Here is a 15,695-nt window from a genome sequence, read left to right on the forward strand (position 1 = left end):
TTATATTGCGTTAGTTAGAAGCCATAGTGCTTGGTTGATTAACCTTCATGCTGAGCAATACTTAATGTAAAGCAGGCTCCACCAAGTTGCTCGCTTTTGCTTACTGCTACAGTACCATGATGCCAATCTGCGACTTTGGCAACGATCGCTAACCCGAGTCCGTAACTATTGTCACTGCGATTGCGGTGGCTACGTTCACGAAAGAACGGGCTAAATACTTTATGGTTATTTTCTTGAGCTATTCCTGGGCCATCATCGGCAATGCTAATAACTAAAACGTGTTCTTGCACTGAAGCTGTTACTTTAATGTGATGATGTGCAAAATCGCAGGCATTATTAATTAAGTTAGCGATTGCTCTTGCTAGCCAATGTAAGTCAGCATATATAATATGATCATCGCACTCTAAAGAGATTTTGAGCGAACGTGCGGCTATTTTAGGTTCAAGTTGCGACATAATATCACTGAGATAATGTTTAATATTTGCTGATGAGTAGGTAAGTTTATTGGCATTTTGTTCCAAAGTAGCAAACGCTAAATAGCTTTTTAACATTGACTCCATATGATCCAAATCGGTCTCCATACGGGTTAAATAATGCTTTATTTTACTCTCGTCATGAGTATCAAGGGCGGCGTCAACACCAAAGCGTAAGCAGGCTATTGGAGTTCTAATGTCATGGGATAGGCTTGAGGCCATCAGTTTATTTTCAGCAACTAACTTTTCAATTTGGCTCGCCATACGGTTAAAAGTCAGTTCCACATCTTTTATATAGGTAAAGCGAGAGGGCTTAATTCGGGCTTTAACATTACCGGATGCGAACTGTTTTGCCGCATCATTTAATACCGTGAGGCGTTTTGCTAAAGGGGTAATAATAAAGCCCATAAAAACACATAAGCCAGTATAAAATAGCAGTGTTAAAATTATGTCGTTTCGCTGTGTGCTTTCGTAAGGCTTATCTAAACGCATGGTTAAATGATAAGGGCTCAATGCATCATTCGTGTAGAGCATGTAAAAGCCTTGCTCGTCCTCGAGTATTAACCCGCCTTGGGTTTGCATTTTATCTAATAACTCTGATGGCAGTGCGAGCGACTGGTTTAATTTGTAGTTAAGAGCTAGATTAAAATCTCTGGCTAACTGAGTTACCTTCTCAGGGCGTGCTTGTGGTTTTATAGCCGTGAGTTGTTCACTTAAACCAACAATAATTTGGCTTTGTAAACTAAACTCATCGAGTGGCGCATGCGCTTGTTGACTAAATGCATCAATGAGCCAACCTAAAACAATAATTGAAAGCAGCGCACTGCCCAGTAGTGAAATATAAAACTTTTTCATTGATGCTATTCCATATTAATAGCGCAGGCTTGGTACATTAAAGTGACGTTTATTTATAAGCACTCTGGTATTAAAACTTACCACGCTGTAGTCACGAATAAATAACCACGGCCCCAAATAGTTTTTATTTTTTCTGGTTTTTGCGGATCATCATTAAACTTTTTACGTAAAGCAGAAATAAGTACATCAACGCTTCTATCTAAGCCATCATACTCCCTGCCTTTGGTTGCTTTAAATACCGCATCACGCGATACTACTTGCCCAGCGTTGCTCGCTAAATAATGCAGTAATAAGTACTCTGCGCTTGAAATATTTATATCTTGTTGGTTGAGTGTGACGTTACGAGATTCGGTATTAATACTTAATTGACCGATATTGATCATACTCGTTTGAGCATCAGTGTTAGGCATGTCGTTGCTGTAACGTAAAGCCGACTTAATACGGGCAAGCAATGCACGAGGGCGAACAGGTTTTATTATGTAATCGGTAGCACCGACTTCAAGCCCAATGACCTCATCCATTTCTTCATCTCGTGCGGTGAGCATAATTATAGGGGCATGATAAAAGCTTCGTAACTCACGACATACACTAATACCATCAAGTCCGGGTAACATAATGTCGAGTAAAATAAGTTGTGGATTTAAATGCTTTACTTGGCTTACAACCTCATCACCGCGATGACACACATGCACAATATAACCTTGCTCAGTTAAATACTCAGTCACCCATTGTGCAAGAGAGATATCATCTTCAACCAGTAAAATAGTACCGTAATTATCCATAAGCTTTCTTCGTATACCTAAATGATATTTTAGCTAGTAAAATGTGTTTAATAGTTTGCTGATTTAAAATAATCGCCAGCGCCGCTTTTTTTGCCTATTTTGATACACCCATTGTAGTTTTACTTCGCTTACAGCAATGACCTGTGATGTATTACTATCAAATAGCTCAAATGAAATGCTTTGTGTTGAGTCAAAAGCATAATTAAACGAACCTTGTCGCTGTTTAAGCCAGCACTGCATAATGTACTTTGAAGTCGCGTCGCGTAAGCAATAATTCCCTACTTCCGGTTGCTGCCATGATAAAACCACATCGGCGTAACAATGGCGTCCTTCACGTAAGGCGACACAGGTATCCGGTACGGCAGTAAGCTCACTGGGCGCTTGTGTTGTCACTGCAAGCAAAGAGCCTGAATATGTAAACAACAAACAGTAAAAAAATCTAAAGTACATAACGCAGGCCTACCTTGGCTTTGTGTTGATATCCTTGGGAAATAATTGGGCTGTCATCAATTTCTTTTGAAAACCATGTAGTTAACCAGCCTGCTAAAAATACCCAATCTTGATTAATTGGATATTCAGCATGAAATTCAAACATAATACTGGTACTGGCGTCGGTATTATAAATAGGACGGGTTGCGTTTGCTTCATCGCTATCAATACCAAAGTAATAGTTTGTAAAATCAGCAGAGTAGGCGCTTAGGCCAATTCCGGAGCGAAACTCCCAATTGCGCCAAGGTTGAATATGGCTGAAAAACACATTGGCAACCCAGCCGTTATGAGCACCAGATATATCATGTAAGTATTCAAGGGAAATTTGTGAATTTTCAAATCGGCGTGTTAATCGAAGGCCGGTGTCAAAATCATAGTTACGCTTTTTTATACCACGCAGTGGATCAATTACCCCGTCGTTGTAAAAGCCTAAACCTTGCTCATCAAACCCCGCTTGAATATTGGTACCTAATAAATCAAGGCCCCAATCATATTTGTTAATTAAGCTATAGCCTAAAACAAGTCCACCGCTGAGCTGATTATGGTCAAAATCAAGGTAAAAATTGTCGTAAGAAACGGCAAGACTCAAATCTAGCTCTGCGCCAACATCATAGGAGTTCATGCCAACTAAATAAGAGTCTTCAATGTAATAACCCGCACCAGCACTCCAATCCCAAGCAAACCCAGTTGTGGGCTCTAAGGTATTATCGGCATAGTAACGATTACTAGCGTTGCTTTTGGCACTAAAAATGGCGGCAACTAATAAGGCTGCACAACCAAAAGATTGTTTAAGTGAAGTATGCGTCATCCTTGGAACCTTAATTAGAGTTTGCTAAAGAGGCAAGGGTCTGTTGACCTTTGCGGATTAATATTTGTTCAAACTAGGGGCGGTTTAATCGCGGCGCGAGGTTTGTAACCTAGTGGGCTAAGTAAAAACCGAGCAAAGCTTCCGCGTCCTGCTTACGCCCCTTACCTACATCCATGTAGGCAACAAAGAGTAAATCGCCCATAGGCAGAACCCTTCGGGCAGCGCCTGTTTGGCATTGATGCTGCGTTATCGCCTATTTATGGGGAATAACCACACCACATAGGCTCTGCCTTGCTTAAATACCAAACAGACTGCTGCAAATTTAACCTTGAAAGGTCAGCAGACCCTAGTATATTGTCAAACTCTTGGCTAAATCTGTAAAAAAATGTAGCGGTCGTCCTAACAACTACTGAACTTTAATTTTATCAATAAGAATACTGCTTAGATAAAATTGCATCATGGGAGTGAGCGCGCTTATTTCGGTGCGTGTACATGGCCCATTTAATTTAGTTAAACGACTCAGTTTCGTAATGGTTTTATACGCAGGGGCTGTTACTTCACTATTAAGTTCAGCTCGCTTTAGGCGAGCCTGCTCGGTGTTGTGCTTATGTATAAATGCAACAACTTCCAGCTCATTAGTGATCTTCTTTTCTTCGCTGAAGCTATAAACTAGAGGTTCACGATGAAAGCTTGCACTGTCAATTGATGATTTAGCAAACCACACCACATCGCCTGATGCTTTGTGAGTAAGTCGCATGCTAACTTGGGCTAATATATTTGCGCATTGTTGCGAGGGAAATTGCTGCGCAACTTTTGAAAACAGTGAATATGGTTTTTCTGGTTGCGCTAGGGTGTACTTGGCGTCATCTACAAATTCCAGATCAACCTGATGAATGGCTAACGTGTAATCGCTATTCTCGCTTGTGGTCACCTTAAGTTGTTTATCAATTAGGGCTTGGCTTATTTGAGAGACCAAAGTGTCTGTGACGCTTGCACGGTCTACAATTACTCGAACGGTTTGATTTTTTTTCACGTTGTGAGCGGGTAACTGCACCGACTTCACTTTTGGTGAAGCATGCTCAGTTTCATACTTTAACTGATAAGTTTGGCTCTTAAGCATAGGCTTTGCAGGCATTGCTAAAGGCTCTGCGGGTTGTTTAACGACAGCACAACCTGACGCTAATATTATAAAAAGTGATACAACTAAAAAACGCATAAATATTTTACATCCACTCAAAAGCCATTATTCGGACATATTGTACGTTAGTCCGAACAAAAGTTCATGATATTATAACGGTCGATTATGACTAAAAAAGAAAAATTAGCTAAGAATGAAGTATTTTAACACCTTACCCTTTTACTTTTTTGCTGTGTGCCTTATGGGGACGCATTTACAGGCGAGCGCAAGCACAGATCCTGATTGGGAAGCATTTGTTAAAAGTTATGGACGCTATACAGAAAAAAACTAAAAATAAAAAAGATCCCAGGAGGAGCGCTTTCTATTGTCAACTCCCAAGCGCGTGACTATATCCATACTATGGGCCATACAAAGGTACGCAGTGGACAAAAAATTAATCCGCACACTCGGTTTCGTTTAGCTTCAGTATCGAAAACATTTGCAGGGTCGTTAGCGGCTAAACTTGCAAATGAACAGCGGCTCAACCTTTATTTGCCTGTTAGTCACTATTTACCTGACTTTAAGCAAACTGGTTATAAAGATGATTTAAAAGTTTTTCATATTTTAAGCCATTCTAGTGGGTTAGTGCCCAATGCTTACGATAACTTAATTGAATCCCGAATGGGGTATAACGACATTGTTGAAAAACTATTGAGTGTTAAACCCATTTGTGACCCTGGTGATTGTTATGGTTATCAAAATGTGATGTTTAGCTTAATTGACGACGTGATTTTAAAAAGCACCAACAAAACCTATACCCAATGGCTCAATGACGCGTTTTTTACCCCTTTAGAAATGAATGATGCTAGTTTAGGTTACGATGCCATGGTGCAAGATAATAACTATGCACACCCTCACGTGCGTGGTAAAAAGCGTTGGTATAGCGCCCGTTTAAAAAAGAATTATTACAAAGTTGCACCCGCGGCAGGGGTTAACGCCAGTGCGTCAGATATGGCTATCTGGTTAAATGCGCAATTAGGGCAATATCCAGCGGTATTATCATTAGACGCATTAGCTACCCAAACGCGTCCGTACACGCACACTAAAAAAGAACGTTATCGACGGGTGTGGCGAGAACACATGAATGAAGCCTATTACGGGCTGGGTTGGCGTGTGTATGACTATAATGATGAAACGCTTTACTATCACAGTGGTTGGGTACAAGGATACCGAAGTGATTTAGTGGTTTTTCCGCATTTAAACGTAGGCTTTAGCTTAATTTTAAATGCAGAAACAGGGCTTATTAATGAGCTTACCACTGAATTCATAGACCGTTTATTGGCATACAAACGAGGCAAAAAATAATGAGCTCATTGATAAAATCAGCATGGGTAGCATTACTGTTACTCGCTTGCCATCCTGCTTTTTCTGCGCCTGAACAACTTTATTTGTTTCGCCATAGTGAAAAACAAATAGGCAGTAATCCATATTTAACAGAGCAAGGGCAGGCGCGTGCTGAGTATTTGGTTTCGTTGGTTAACATTTATCCACACATAACGTTATACAGTAGTAATTATAACCGCACATTAAGTACTGCAGCGCCTTTAGCCGCGTATTTTAATATTAAAACGATTACCTATAATGCTGCAGATTTAACGGCTTTGAAAAATCAGTTGTTGGCACAAGACGGCGTTGTGGTTGTTATAGGGCATAGTAATACCACACCGCAACTGGCTTCATTATTAAGTAACCAAGCGATTGAAAATATGGATGAGGAGCAATACGGGCACTATTATTTGCTTAATAAGCTTGAGGATGGCAACTACAGATCAAAATTGCGAACAATGGATTTTTAATCATGTACAAAAAAACCAGCCGAAGCTGGTTTTTTAGGTATTTTTAAACGGGTTATTAGCCGCGAGGCAACTGAATTTTTTTCTCAGGGCTTTGACGGTAAAGCACAATCGTATGACCGATTGTTTGTAATTTGGTAGCCCCTGTTTCGCGAACAATGGCATCAAAAATAAGCTTTTTGGTTTCACGATCGCCAGTTGGCACTTTCACTTTAATTAATTCGTGAATTTCTAATGCGCTTTGGATTTCAACTACTACGCCTTCGGTTAAACCGTTAGAACCTAGTAAAACTACAGGCTTAAGGCTATGTGCCTGACCTTTTAAAAACTGCTTTTGTTTGTTTGATAATGTCATGATATTACAAATTTTGCTGAATATGGCTTGAATTAAGGGTATTCTAACGCCATCTAGAGAATATTACTAATTAGTTGCGTGTTAATTTATGACAAATAAAAAACAGTCAGCCAGTTCACAGCGTTGGCTTAAAGAACATTTTGATGATAAATATGTTCAAGAAGCGCAAAAAAAAGGCTGGCGCTCTCGAGCTGTTTTCAAATTAGACGAAATCCAAAACAGAGATAAGTTATTGCGTCCAGCAATGACAGTGGTTGATTTAGGCGCAGCTCCAGGGAGTTGGTCACAATACTTAGCAGAAAAAGTAGGTGACAAAGGCCAAGTGGTTGCGTGTGATATTTTACCTATGGATTCATTAGCGGGTGTTGACTTTTTACAAGGTGACTTTCGTGAAGAGGCTGTACTTAATGCGCTATTAAAACGCATTGATGGTAAAAATGTAGATGTGGTATTGTCTGATATGGCACCTAACATGAGTGGCAATAACTCGGTTGATCAGGCAGGTAGCATGTACTTGGTTGAGCTTGCACTTGATATGTGCCACCAAGTTTTAAAGAAAAATGGCGCGTTTATTGTTAAAGTATTCCAAGGTGAAGGCTTTGATCAATATTTGCAAGATGTACGTAATAGTTTTAAAGCAGTGAAGATACGTAAACCGGATGCCTCGCGTCCCCGTTCTCGGGAAGTATATATAGTAGCGACTGGATACAAACTGTAGTACAGTTGCTTGGCGTTTAGTTGAATTTAAATTAATTGGATACAAGAGGTTAACCCCTTGAGCGATATGGCGAAAAATCTAATACTCTGGCTGGTTATTGCAGTTGTGCTTATGTCAGTATTTCAGAGCTTTAATGGCGGCGATCAAGTTGATCGTCAAACAAGTTACAGTCAATTTGTTAAAGATGCCCGCAGCGGCTCTATACAAGAAGTGTCTATTGAAAGTGGCAGTGGCACGATTACTGGCATAAAAAATAGTGGCGAGCGTTTTCAAACGATAATGCCGATCTATGATAAAGATATTTTAAATGATTTGTTAAAAAGCGATGTAAATGTCAAAGGTGTTAAACCTGAGGAACAATCGTTTTTAGCAAGTATTTTCATTTCTTGGTTCCCTATGATACTGCTAATTGGTGTGTGGATTTTCTTCATGCGTCAGATGCAAGGTGGCGGTGGCAAAGGCGCCATGTCATTTGGTAAAAGTAAAGCCCGTTTAATGAGTGAAGATCAAGTCAAAACGACTTTTGCTGATGTAGCTGGCTGTGATGAAGCCAAAGACGATGTAACCGAGCTGGTGGACTTTTTACGTGACCCTTCTAAGTTCCAAAAATTAGGTGGTAGTATTCCTAAAGGTGTACTTATGGTTGGTCCTCCTGGTACGGGTAAAACCTTGCTTGCTAAGGCGGTTGCTGGTGAAGCAAAAGTACCGTTCTTTACCATTTCGGGTTCTGATTTTGTTGAAATGTTTGTGGGTGTAGGTGCATCACGTGTACGTGACATGTTCGAACAAGCTAAAAAAGCAGCACCTTGTATCATTTTCATTGATGAAATCGATGCGGTAGGGCGTAAACGTGGCGCAGGTATGGGCGGCGGTCACGATGAACGTGAGCAAACGCTTAACCAAATGCTAGTTGAAATGGATGGCTTTGAAGGTAATGAAGGCATTATCGTTATTGCTGCGACTAACCGTCCTGATGTTTTAGACCCAGCATTACTTCGTCCTGGTCGTTTTGACCGTCAAGTTGTGGTTGGTCTGCCAGATATTCGTGGTCGTGAGCAAATCCTAAAAGTACACATGCGTAAAGTACCTTTAGGTGATAACGTTGAAGCAGCAGTGATTGCACGTGGTACACCTGGTTTCTCAGGGGCTGATCTTGCTAATTTAGTGAATGAGGCCGCTCTTTATGCAGCTCGTGGTAATAAGCGTGTTGTTAGTATGGCTGAATTTGACGCTGCAAAAGATAAAATCATGATGGGTGCTGAACGTAAGACCATGGTGATGAGCGAGCAAGAAAAAGAAATGACGGCTTACCATGAAGCAGGTCATGCCATTGTAGGTCGTATGGTGCCTGAGCACGATCCGGTTTATAAAGTATCTATTATTCCACGTGGCCGTGCGCTTGGTGTGACAATGTATTTACCAGAGCAAGACCGTGTTAGCCATTCTAAAGAACTGCTTGAATCTATGATTTCTAGCCTCTATGGTGGCCGTATTGCAGAAGCCATTATTTATGGTGAAGACAAAGTAACTACAGGTGCAAGTAACGATATCGAACGTGCAACTGACATTGCTCGCAAAATGGTTACACAATGGGGCTTAAGCGAAAAGCTAGGTCCATTACTTTATGCTGAAGATCAAAACGAAATGTATATGGGTGGCGGCGGTGGTCGTTCTATGAGCATGTCGGATGAAACAGCCAAAGTAATTGATGCAGAAGTACGTTTATTCTCAGACCGCAACTATCAACGTGCAGAATCAATATTGAAAGAAAATATTGATATTTTACACGCAATGAAAGATGCACTGATGAAGTATGAAACTATCGATGCGAAACAGATTGATGATTTAATGGCACGTCAGCCAGTACGTGAACCACGTGATGCGCATGACCGTCATGAAGCTAAACCAGAAAAAGAAGATGTTTCTAAAGATAAAGCAGTTGATGAAATCCAAAAACCAACTGACGAATCTAAAAAAGATGAGTCTAAAAAAGATGAAACAAACCTTGATGATAAAGCTGAATAATCGTTAAAATAACGTATCCAAAAGCCCCGAAGTTCGGGGCTTTTTTGTATCAGTTTGCTGTGATTAACCCAAATTACACTCAACAAACACATATTAAGGTAAGCGATGAATAATAAAATTAACCTTGCGCGTGGTCGAACGCTTGACCTTAGCGAGCCCGTTATTATGGGAATAGTAAACGTTACTCCTGATTCATTTTCGGATGGTGGCCAGTTTTTTAATACGGCAGCTGCGCTAAATCATGCGATGCAATTACTTGATGATGGCGCGACTATTCTAGATATTGGCGGTGAATCAACACGCCCAGGTGCGCCCGATGTTAGCCTTGAAGACGAACTGCAGCGCGTAATTCCGATTATTAAGGCTATTCGTGAGCAAAGTGATTGCATTATTTCAATCGATACCAGTAAAGCTGAGGTCATGCGTCAAGCCATTGAAGCCGGTGCGGATATAGTAAATGATGTGAGAGCTTTACAAGAGGACGATGCGCTTGCTGTCGTTGCGCAGTACCCTGATGTGGCGGTTTGCTTAATGCATATGCAAGGACAGCCGCGAAGTATGCAAAACGACCCTCACTATGATGATTTAGCAAGCGAGATAAATGACTTTTTTAACCAGCGAATCGCTGCATGCGAAACTGCTGGCATAAAGCAAAGCCAGTTAATATTAGACCCTGGTTTTGGCTTTGGAAAAACACTTAAACACAATTATCAAATATTGGCTCAATTTAATGACTACGCGCAGTTTGGCTTACCGCTGCTAGCAGGGTTATCGCGTAAGTCAATGATTGGTAATTTACTCAACAGAGATACAGAAAATAGATTAGCAGGCAGTTTAGCTGGCGCATTAATAGCTGCACAAAATGGTGCGCATATTATTCGTGTGCATGATGTAAAAGAAACCGCAGACGTGCTTGGCGTATATCAAGCCTGCAAACAAGGAGTACTTTAAATGAAAGAAAGAAAATATTTTGGCACAGATGGTGTGCGTGGTTTAGTAGGTCAAGGACCTATTAATCCTGAATTTGCAATGAAGTTAGGTTGGGCTGCAGGGCGTGTATTATCGCAACACGGTACAAAAAAAGTCATTATTGGTAAAGACACTCGTATTTCTGGTTACATGCTTGAAACCGCACTAGAGTCTGGTCTAATTGCAGCCGGTATTGATGTTATTTTACTTGGTCCTATGCCAACGCCTGCCGTTGCGTATTTAGCGCAAACGTTTCGCGCAGAAGCAGGTATTGTGATCAGTGCATCCCATAATCCTTACTACGATAACGGTATTAAGTTTTTTAATGGCCAAGGCTTAAAGCTAGATGATGTTGTAGAGCTGCAAATTGAAGCCATGCTTGACGAACCAATGACATGTGTAGCCTCTGATAAGCTAGGTAAAGCAACACGCTTATCAAGCGCTGATGGCCGTTATATTGAGTTTTGTAAAAGCCAGTTCCCACAAGGCTTATCACTTGAGGGATTAAAAATAGTCTTAGATTGTGCCAACGGTGCAACGTATCACATAGCGCCTTCAGTAATGCGAGAGCTTGGTGCTGAGGTGATCACTCATGCGTGTGAGCCAAATGGGGTGAACATTAACCACGAATGTGGCGCAACTCACGTAGATACACTAAAGCAAAAAGTACTTGAGCATAAAGCGGATGTAGGTATTGCCTATGATGGCGACGGCGACCGTGTAATGATGGTTGATCATAATGGCCGTGTATTTGATGGTGATGATTTAGTTTATATTATTGCCTGTCAAGCTGCTCAAGATGACAACTTAGGTGGTGGTGTTGTTGGTACTGTAATGTCGAATATGGGCCTTGAGAATGCATTAAAAGCTAAAAGTATTGCTTTTGCTCGCAGCAAAGTGGGTGACCGTTATGTGATGGAGCTACTGCAGCAAAAAGGCTGGAAAATAGGTGGTGAAAGCTCAGGTCATGTTTTAAATCTAGATTTGATTAGCACTGGCGATGGCATTATTTCAAGCTTGCAAGTACTTGCTGCTATGGTGGCACAAAACCGTACACTTCAAGATTTAGGCGCTGGATTTACTAAGTACCCAATGAAAATGATTAACGTGCGATACACTGCCGGTACCGATCCGACCCAAGCGCCAGAAGTGCTTGCTGCAGTGGCTGAAGTAGAACAAAGCTTAGCAGATAAAGGCCGCGTATTACTGCGTAAATCTGGTACTGAACCTGTTGTACGGGTGATGGTTGAAGCAGAGCAAGAAAAAATAGTTATCGACAGTGCACAGAAAATAGCAGCGGTTGTCGAATCTATGAGCAAACAAACTGATTGATAACAATAACCTCTTGTAACTTTGGGCGAGTCGAGTTAATATCTCGCCCGCTTTCTAATGTGGAGTGGAAAAATGGCAACACGCAAGGCGATGGTCGCAGGCAACTGGAAAATGAATGGCTCATTAGAGCTTGTTGAACAACTGTCTGATGCTATTAACAATGTTAAATCTGCTGAAGTAAACATTGTGTTATTTCCTCCGTTTCCACTGGTATCAGCAATGATTGCAAGTGGTGTAACTACCGGAACACAAACCGTTTCAGAGAATACACCCGGTGCTTTTACTGGTGAAGTAGATGCCCAGCTGATTAAACAGTTAGGGGCAAAGTATGTACTGGTTGGTCATTCAGAACGACGCAGCATATACAAAGAAAGTAACGATACCGTAGCGGCTAAGTTTGCTCGCGCACAACAAGTAGGTTTAACGCCTATTTTATGTGTTGGAGAGAGCGAAATAGAGCAAGAAAACGGGCAAACAGAACAGGTAGTTGCTGCGCAGATTGACGCAGTAATTAATAAATTAGGTGTAGCAGCACTGAAAGAATCTGTGATAGCATATGAGCCCGTTTGGGCTATAGGCACAGGTAAGACTGCATCGCCTGAACAGGCACAAAGTGTTCACAAATTTATCCGTGACAAAATTGCTTCACTAGACAGCGATTTAGCACAAGGGCTAACCATCTTATATGGTGGTAGCGTTAATGAAAAAAATAGCGAATTATTATTTGCACAAACAGATATAGACGGCGGGCTAATTGGCGGCGCAAGTTTAAAAGCAGAATCATTCACTGCTATCTGCAATAGTGCAAAAGGGACCGTATAAGATGTACGAAATTTTATTAGTAGTGTATTTAGTTGTAGCTTTAGCGCTTGTTGGTATGGTTTTGATCCAGCAAGGTAAAGGTGCTGACATGGGCTCATCATTTGGTGCGGGCGCATCGTCTACTGTTTTTGGTTCTTCAGGAGCCGGTAACTTTATGACGAAAACAACAACAACTTTGGCAACAATCTTTTTTGTGTTGAGTATTGTTTTAGGTAACCTAACTGCCGGTCAAATTAAAAAGACTGATGAGTGGGAAAACTTAGAAGCTGCTCCAGCTGTTGAAACTGTTAACCCAGTTGAAGAAGATGTTCCTGTAACATCAACTAAAGAGCAAAGCTCTGACGTACCAAATTAATTTAGTTTAAATTGTTAAGTTGTTTTCTTTCCTCAAGTTAGCGTTAAGACTTAACACTAAGCAATAGCTTAAAAAATGCGGATGTGGTGGAATTGGTAGACACGCTACCTTGAGGGGGTAGTGCTTTCGGGCGTGGGGGTTCAAGTCCCCCCATCCGCACCAAATACAAAAACCAGTAACAGTAATGTTACTGGTTTTTTTGTGCCTGAAATTTAAAATATTAAACAACTCTTTTTAGATTAATGTTGAACATTGGAGAGAACACTCTATATTTCAATTGTTAGTGTTTATAAAAGAATACTGCTGTATATTTAATTTTATGTATAAAAAGCGTCGAAAGTTAAAAATAAAGTTAACATTTTTGAATCTTAAGCCGATAATAACTATAGATAATTAAACGGGGTAAATTAATATGGCTTCAGGTTTCTCTTTTAAAAACCTCAGCATTACTAAAAAAATACATGCAATTACATCTATAGCGATTATCGCATTCTTAGTAATTGTTTTGGTTAATTACTTTGCTATGAACGAAAATCGCATATCACTTGATGAAATGGAGAAATCTTCTTATAAAGTAGCCAAATTAACCCTGGCTAATGTAAGTATTTTAGAAAAGTTAGATGAATTATACACTCAGGCTGTAACCTTTGGTGAACAAGACTTGGTAACAAAAGCGGGTGAAACTTATCAGCAGCTCACTACGAACCTAGACGCAATAGAAGCAATTAATGCATCATATATTAATAGCGACACAAAAACGCGGCTGGCTAATTATGAGAAAATATCTTCAACTATCGCCAATGGTATGGTTAATGGCACGGCTGACTTTAGCAAAATACAACAACAGGCTCAGCTTAAAACAAGCCTTTTTGAGGCTGTTTTAACTAGCTTTAAAAGCGCGCAGCAAAAAGCAGATGATCGCTTTTTCCAACTTGTTGCTAATACAAAAGCACGCTCAGATGATGCGCTTAATTTAATGCTGCTTGTTGCGGTTGTATCATTAGTGCTGCTATTACTTATGGCTATTTGGATTGCGCGTAATATTGGTTCATCAGCCAGTGATGCCGCCAATAACCTGAGTCTTCTAGCAAGTGGCAAAGGGTCGTTAAGTACCAAGCTTGCCGTTAACTCTGAAGATGAAATAGGACAGGTATCTATAAACTTTAATGCCTTTATTAGTCTACTTAGAGAAACCGTTTTAGAAGTAATAGCGGTATGTGAACCGTTAATGGAAAATTCAACCCGGCTTGTGCAAGGAATGGAGCGAGCTGAGCGAGCAACCACTAAACAAACCACCGATGCCGATGTTGTTAAACAGTCGATGGAAGAAATGAAGCAAAGCGTTGGCGATATTTCACAATCAGCTGCGAGCGCATCTAATGCCGTGCAAACAGCAGAAAAAGAAGTAGATCAAAGCCGTGCGCAAGTAAAAATGTCTGTTAATGCGTCGCGCACTTTAAGCGATGAAATTAATATAGCGGCCAACACCATTAATAAGTTAGCCGATGACACTAAAAATGTATCGCAAATACTAAATGTAATCACCTCCATTGCCGAGCAAACAAACTTGTTAGCGTTAAATGCTGCAATAGAAGCTGCACGCGCAGGTGAGCACGGTCGTGGCTTTGCCGTGGTTGCTGATGAAGTCCGCGAGCTTGCATCACGCACAGCACAGTCAACCAATGAAATTCGTGAGCTATTAAGTACCCTAAGTGTTGCTGCCAATGAATCTGTAACGGCTATGACCTCTGCAAGAGACATGGCAACCGATAATGCCAGTGCAGCAGAGCAAACCGGTGTCTCGATTGAAAAAATAGCAGAGCAAATACTAGAAATTAATGGGATGAACTCGCAGATTGCAGCAGCAACAGAAGAGCAAACCTCAGTGGCCGCAATGGTTGTAGATAACGTATCTAATATGCATGTTTCATTTGAAGATACGATGAGCTCACTTAAAGCAGTAAGAGATGTGGCTAAAAACTTACATTACCTTTCAGATAACCTATTAGATGCAACTGCTAAGTTTAAAATTGAGTAGTCGTTAAGACACTACTTTAACGTTTTATGAAGGTTGTAAATGTTATAGATATAAAAAAGCCCGCAATAAAGTATTTATTGCGGGCTTTTGTTTTTAACCTAGTAGATTAATATTTACCTACTACTTTTACTTTATCACTTGCTTTAGCGCTATCGATATAGCCAATAGCATCTGCATTAGCAGCTACAAAATCAATTACTGCTTGGTCGTTATCAAGTTTACCTGGAGGCGTGCCTTTACCAGTAAAAACCAGCTTTGACCAATAGGCATTTAGCTGACTGCCTGACTTACCAACAAGTTTGTCGTTAAATTCATCTGCCACTGCAGTGCCATTTTGGTTAACAGGATTTACTTTGGTACCATCAGCAAACGATTTGCTCTTGCCAAGGTATATTTTTTTAATATCATCTTGGCTCACTGCATTGGCATTAGCTGGGTTTACAATTACAGCAACTTCAGCAAATGCTATTGTGCTACACATTGTTAGCATACTGGCTAAAATTAATTTCTTCATCATTCGCTCCTATTAAAATACTAAATCAACGCCAACGGCAACTACGTCAGTTTCAGTATTTGAGATATCATCTTTTAGGCGGCTAAAGTCTACTTTTAAGGCAGCCATTGGGTGGAAGTCATAGCGAGCACCAATGGTGTATACATTACTCTTAGCTTTAGAGCCTTCCAAAACTTGGTTAAGCCCATCT

15 protein-coding genes, 1 tRNA gene and 1 pseudogene are annotated in these 15,695 nt (G+C 40.6%); 10 read left to right on the plus strand and 7 right to left on the minus strand.

The genetic code is table 11. The features are described from left to right. Nucleotides 1–38: 38 nt before the first annotated feature. The 5 genes from P20439_RS03840 to P20439_RS03860 form a co-directional block, all read right to left on the minus strand. Nucleotides 39–1,328: an ATP-binding protein gene (locus tag P20439_RS03840; RefSeq protein ID WP_008464766.1), complete on the minus strand. Its 1,290-nt coding sequence runs from the start codon at nucleotides 1,326–1,328 to the stop codon at nucleotides 39–41. Nucleotides 1,329–1,405: 77 nt separating this feature from the next. Then, nucleotides 1,406–2,110, minus strand: a complete 705-nt coding sequence (locus P20439_RS03845) for a response regulator transcription factor (RefSeq protein WP_008464768.1) — start codon at nucleotides 2,108–2,110, stop codon at nucleotides 1,406–1,408. A 63-nt stretch (nucleotides 2,111–2,173) separates the two neighbouring features. After that, a complete protein-coding gene (locus P20439_RS03850) occupies nucleotides 2,174–2,560 on the minus strand; it encodes a DUF3019 domain-containing protein (RefSeq protein WP_008112677.1) in 387 nt (128 codons plus the stop codon). Next, nucleotides 2,550–3,407, minus strand: coding sequence for a MipA/OmpV family protein (locus P20439_RS03855; RefSeq protein ID WP_008464770.1), 858 nt, complete (start codon nucleotides 3,405–3,407; stop codon nucleotides 2,550–2,552). The genes P20439_RS03850 and P20439_RS03855 overlap by 11 nt, the downstream gene beginning before the upstream one ends. A gap of 406 nt (nucleotides 3,408–3,813) precedes the next feature. Next, on the minus strand, nucleotides 3,814–4,623 hold the full coding sequence (locus tag P20439_RS03860; protein ID WP_008464772.1) for a hypothetical protein: 810 nt from the start codon (nucleotides 4,621–4,623) through the stop codon (nucleotides 3,814–3,816). A 163-nt stretch (nucleotides 4,624–4,786) separates the two neighbouring features. Here P20439_RS03860 and P20439_RS03865 point away from each other — a divergent pair. Both P20439_RS03865 and P20439_RS03870 read left to right on the plus strand, forming a co-directional pair. Then, nucleotides 4,787–5,889, plus strand: a pseudogene (locus P20439_RS03865) (serine hydrolase domain-containing protein). Beyond that, the gene (locus P20439_RS03870) at nucleotides 5,889–6,380 is read left to right on the plus strand and encodes a histidine phosphatase family protein (protein ID WP_008464775.1); all 492 of its coding nucleotides are present in this window, start codon (nucleotides 5,889–5,891) and stop codon (nucleotides 6,378–6,380) included. Before P20439_RS03865 ends, P20439_RS03870 begins: the two are co-directional and overlap by 1 nt. Nucleotides 6,381–6,435: 55 nt before the next feature. Here the strand turns inward: P20439_RS03870 and yhbY are convergent, their stop codons facing one another. After that, complete coding sequence (yhbY, locus tag P20439_RS03875) at nucleotides 6,436–6,732, minus strand: ribosome assembly RNA-binding protein YhbY (RefSeq protein ID WP_008464776.1); 297 nt, start codon at nucleotides 6,730–6,732, stop codon at nucleotides 6,436–6,438. An 88-nt stretch (nucleotides 6,733–6,820) separates the two neighbouring features. Between yhbY and rlmE the strand changes: the two genes are divergently transcribed. The 8 genes from rlmE to P20439_RS03915 all read left to right on the plus strand — a co-directional run bounded on the left by rlmE (nucleotide 6,821) and on the right by P20439_RS03915 (nucleotide 14,991). Beyond that, nucleotides 6,821–7,450 carry a 23S rRNA (uridine(2552)-2'-O)-methyltransferase RlmE gene (gene rlmE, locus P20439_RS03880; protein ID WP_008112689.1) on the plus strand — a complete coding sequence of 210 codons (630 nt, stop codon included), beginning with the start codon at nucleotides 6,821–6,823 and terminating at the stop codon, nucleotides 7,448–7,450. A 66-nt stretch (nucleotides 7,451–7,516) separates the two neighbouring features. After that, nucleotides 7,517–9,475 carry an ATP-dependent zinc metalloprotease FtsH gene (ftsH, locus tag P20439_RS03885; protein WP_036932859.1) on the plus strand — a complete coding sequence of 653 codons (1,959 nt, stop codon included), beginning with the start codon at nucleotides 7,517–7,519 and terminating at the stop codon, nucleotides 9,473–9,475. A gap of 105 nt (nucleotides 9,476–9,580) precedes the next feature. After that, nucleotides 9,581–10,426: a dihydropteroate synthase gene (gene folP / locus P20439_RS03890; RefSeq protein WP_008464778.1), complete on the plus strand. Its 846-nt coding sequence runs from the start codon at nucleotides 9,581–9,583 to the stop codon at nucleotides 10,424–10,426. Continuing rightward, the gene (glmM, locus tag P20439_RS03895) at nucleotides 10,427–11,776 is read left to right on the plus strand and encodes a phosphoglucosamine mutase (RefSeq protein WP_008464779.1); all 1,350 of its coding nucleotides are present in this window, start codon (nucleotides 10,427–10,429) and stop codon (nucleotides 11,774–11,776) included. 72 nt (nucleotides 11,777–11,848) lie between these two features. Then, nucleotides 11,849–12,598: a triose-phosphate isomerase gene (gene tpiA / locus P20439_RS03900; protein ID WP_008464780.1), complete on the plus strand. Its 750-nt coding sequence runs from the start codon at nucleotides 11,849–11,851 to the stop codon at nucleotides 12,596–12,598. 1 nt (nucleotide 12,599) lies between these two features. After that, nucleotides 12,600–12,953: a preprotein translocase subunit SecG gene (secG, locus tag P20439_RS03905; protein ID WP_008464781.1), complete on the plus strand. Its 354-nt coding sequence runs from the start codon at nucleotides 12,600–12,602 to the stop codon at nucleotides 12,951–12,953. A 77-nt stretch (nucleotides 12,954–13,030) separates the two neighbouring features. Continuing rightward, nucleotides 13,031–13,115 (plus strand) — tRNA-Leu (locus tag P20439_RS03910). A gap of 250 nt (nucleotides 13,116–13,365) precedes the next feature. After that, nucleotides 13,366–14,991 (plus strand): methyl-accepting chemotaxis protein, encoded by a 1,626-nt coding sequence (locus P20439_RS03915; protein WP_008464782.1) that lies wholly within the window; start codon nucleotides 13,366–13,368, stop codon nucleotides 14,989–14,991. Nucleotides 14,992–15,097: 106 nt separating this feature from the next. Here P20439_RS03915 and P20439_RS03920 read toward each other — a convergent pair whose 3' ends face one another. Then, complete coding sequence (locus tag P20439_RS03920) at nucleotides 15,098–15,505, minus strand: phosphate ABC transporter substrate-binding protein (RefSeq protein WP_008464783.1); 408 nt, start codon at nucleotides 15,503–15,505, stop codon at nucleotides 15,098–15,100. Nucleotides 15,506–15,695: the final 190 nt, after the last annotated feature.

Origin of the sequence: Pseudoalteromonas sp. BSi20439 (assembly GCF_000241165.1) — a bacterium.
GTDB lineage: Bacteria > Pseudomonadota > Gammaproteobacteria > Enterobacterales > Alteromonadaceae > Pseudoalteromonas.

Excerpts from the sequence above, each read along its gene's own strand:
- P20439_RS03840 (WP_008464766.1), bottom strand. The coding sequence starts at position 1,328 with ATGAAAAAGTTTTATATTTCACTACTGGGCAGTGCGCTGCTTTCAATT.
- P20439_RS03845 (WP_008464768.1), bottom strand. The coding sequence starts at position 2,110 with ATGGATAATTACGGTACTATTTTACTGGTTGAAGATGATATCTCTCTT.
- P20439_RS03850 (WP_008112677.1), bottom strand. The coding sequence starts at position 2,560 with ATGTACTTTAGATTTTTTTACTGTTTGTTGTTTACATATTCAGGCTCT.
- P20439_RS03855 (WP_008464770.1), bottom strand. The coding sequence starts at position 3,407 with ATGACGCATACTTCACTTAAACAATCTTTTGGTTGTGCAGCCTTATTA.
- P20439_RS03860 (WP_008464772.1), bottom strand. The coding sequence starts at position 4,623 with ATGCGTTTTTTAGTTGTATCACTTTTTATAATATTAGCGTCAGGTTGT.
- P20439_RS03870 (WP_008464775.1), top strand. The coding sequence starts at position 5,889 with ATGAGCTCATTGATAAAATCAGCATGGGTAGCATTACTGTTACTCGCT.
- yhbY (WP_008464776.1), bottom strand. The coding sequence starts at position 6,732 with ATGACATTATCAAACAAACAAAAGCAGTTTTTAAAAGGTCAGGCACAT.
- rlmE (WP_008112689.1), top strand. The coding sequence starts at position 6,821 with ATGACAAATAAAAAACAGTCAGCCAGTTCACAGCGTTGGCTTAAAGAA.
- ftsH (WP_036932859.1), top strand. The coding sequence starts at position 7,517 with ATGGCGAAAAATCTAATACTCTGGCTGGTTATTGCAGTTGTGCTTATG.
- folP (WP_008464778.1), top strand. The coding sequence starts at position 9,581 with ATGAATAATAAAATTAACCTTGCGCGTGGTCGAACGCTTGACCTTAGC.
- glmM (WP_008464779.1), top strand. The coding sequence starts at position 10,427 with ATGAAAGAAAGAAAATATTTTGGCACAGATGGTGTGCGTGGTTTAGTA.
- tpiA (WP_008464780.1), top strand. The coding sequence starts at position 11,849 with ATGGCAACACGCAAGGCGATGGTCGCAGGCAACTGGAAAATGAATGGC.
- secG (WP_008464781.1), top strand. The coding sequence starts at position 12,600 with ATGTACGAAATTTTATTAGTAGTGTATTTAGTTGTAGCTTTAGCGCTT.
- P20439_RS03915 (WP_008464782.1), top strand. The coding sequence starts at position 13,366 with ATGGCTTCAGGTTTCTCTTTTAAAAACCTCAGCATTACTAAAAAAATA.
- P20439_RS03920 (WP_008464783.1), bottom strand. The coding sequence starts at position 15,505 with ATGAAGAAATTAATTTTAGCCAGTATGCTAACAATGTGTAGCACAATA.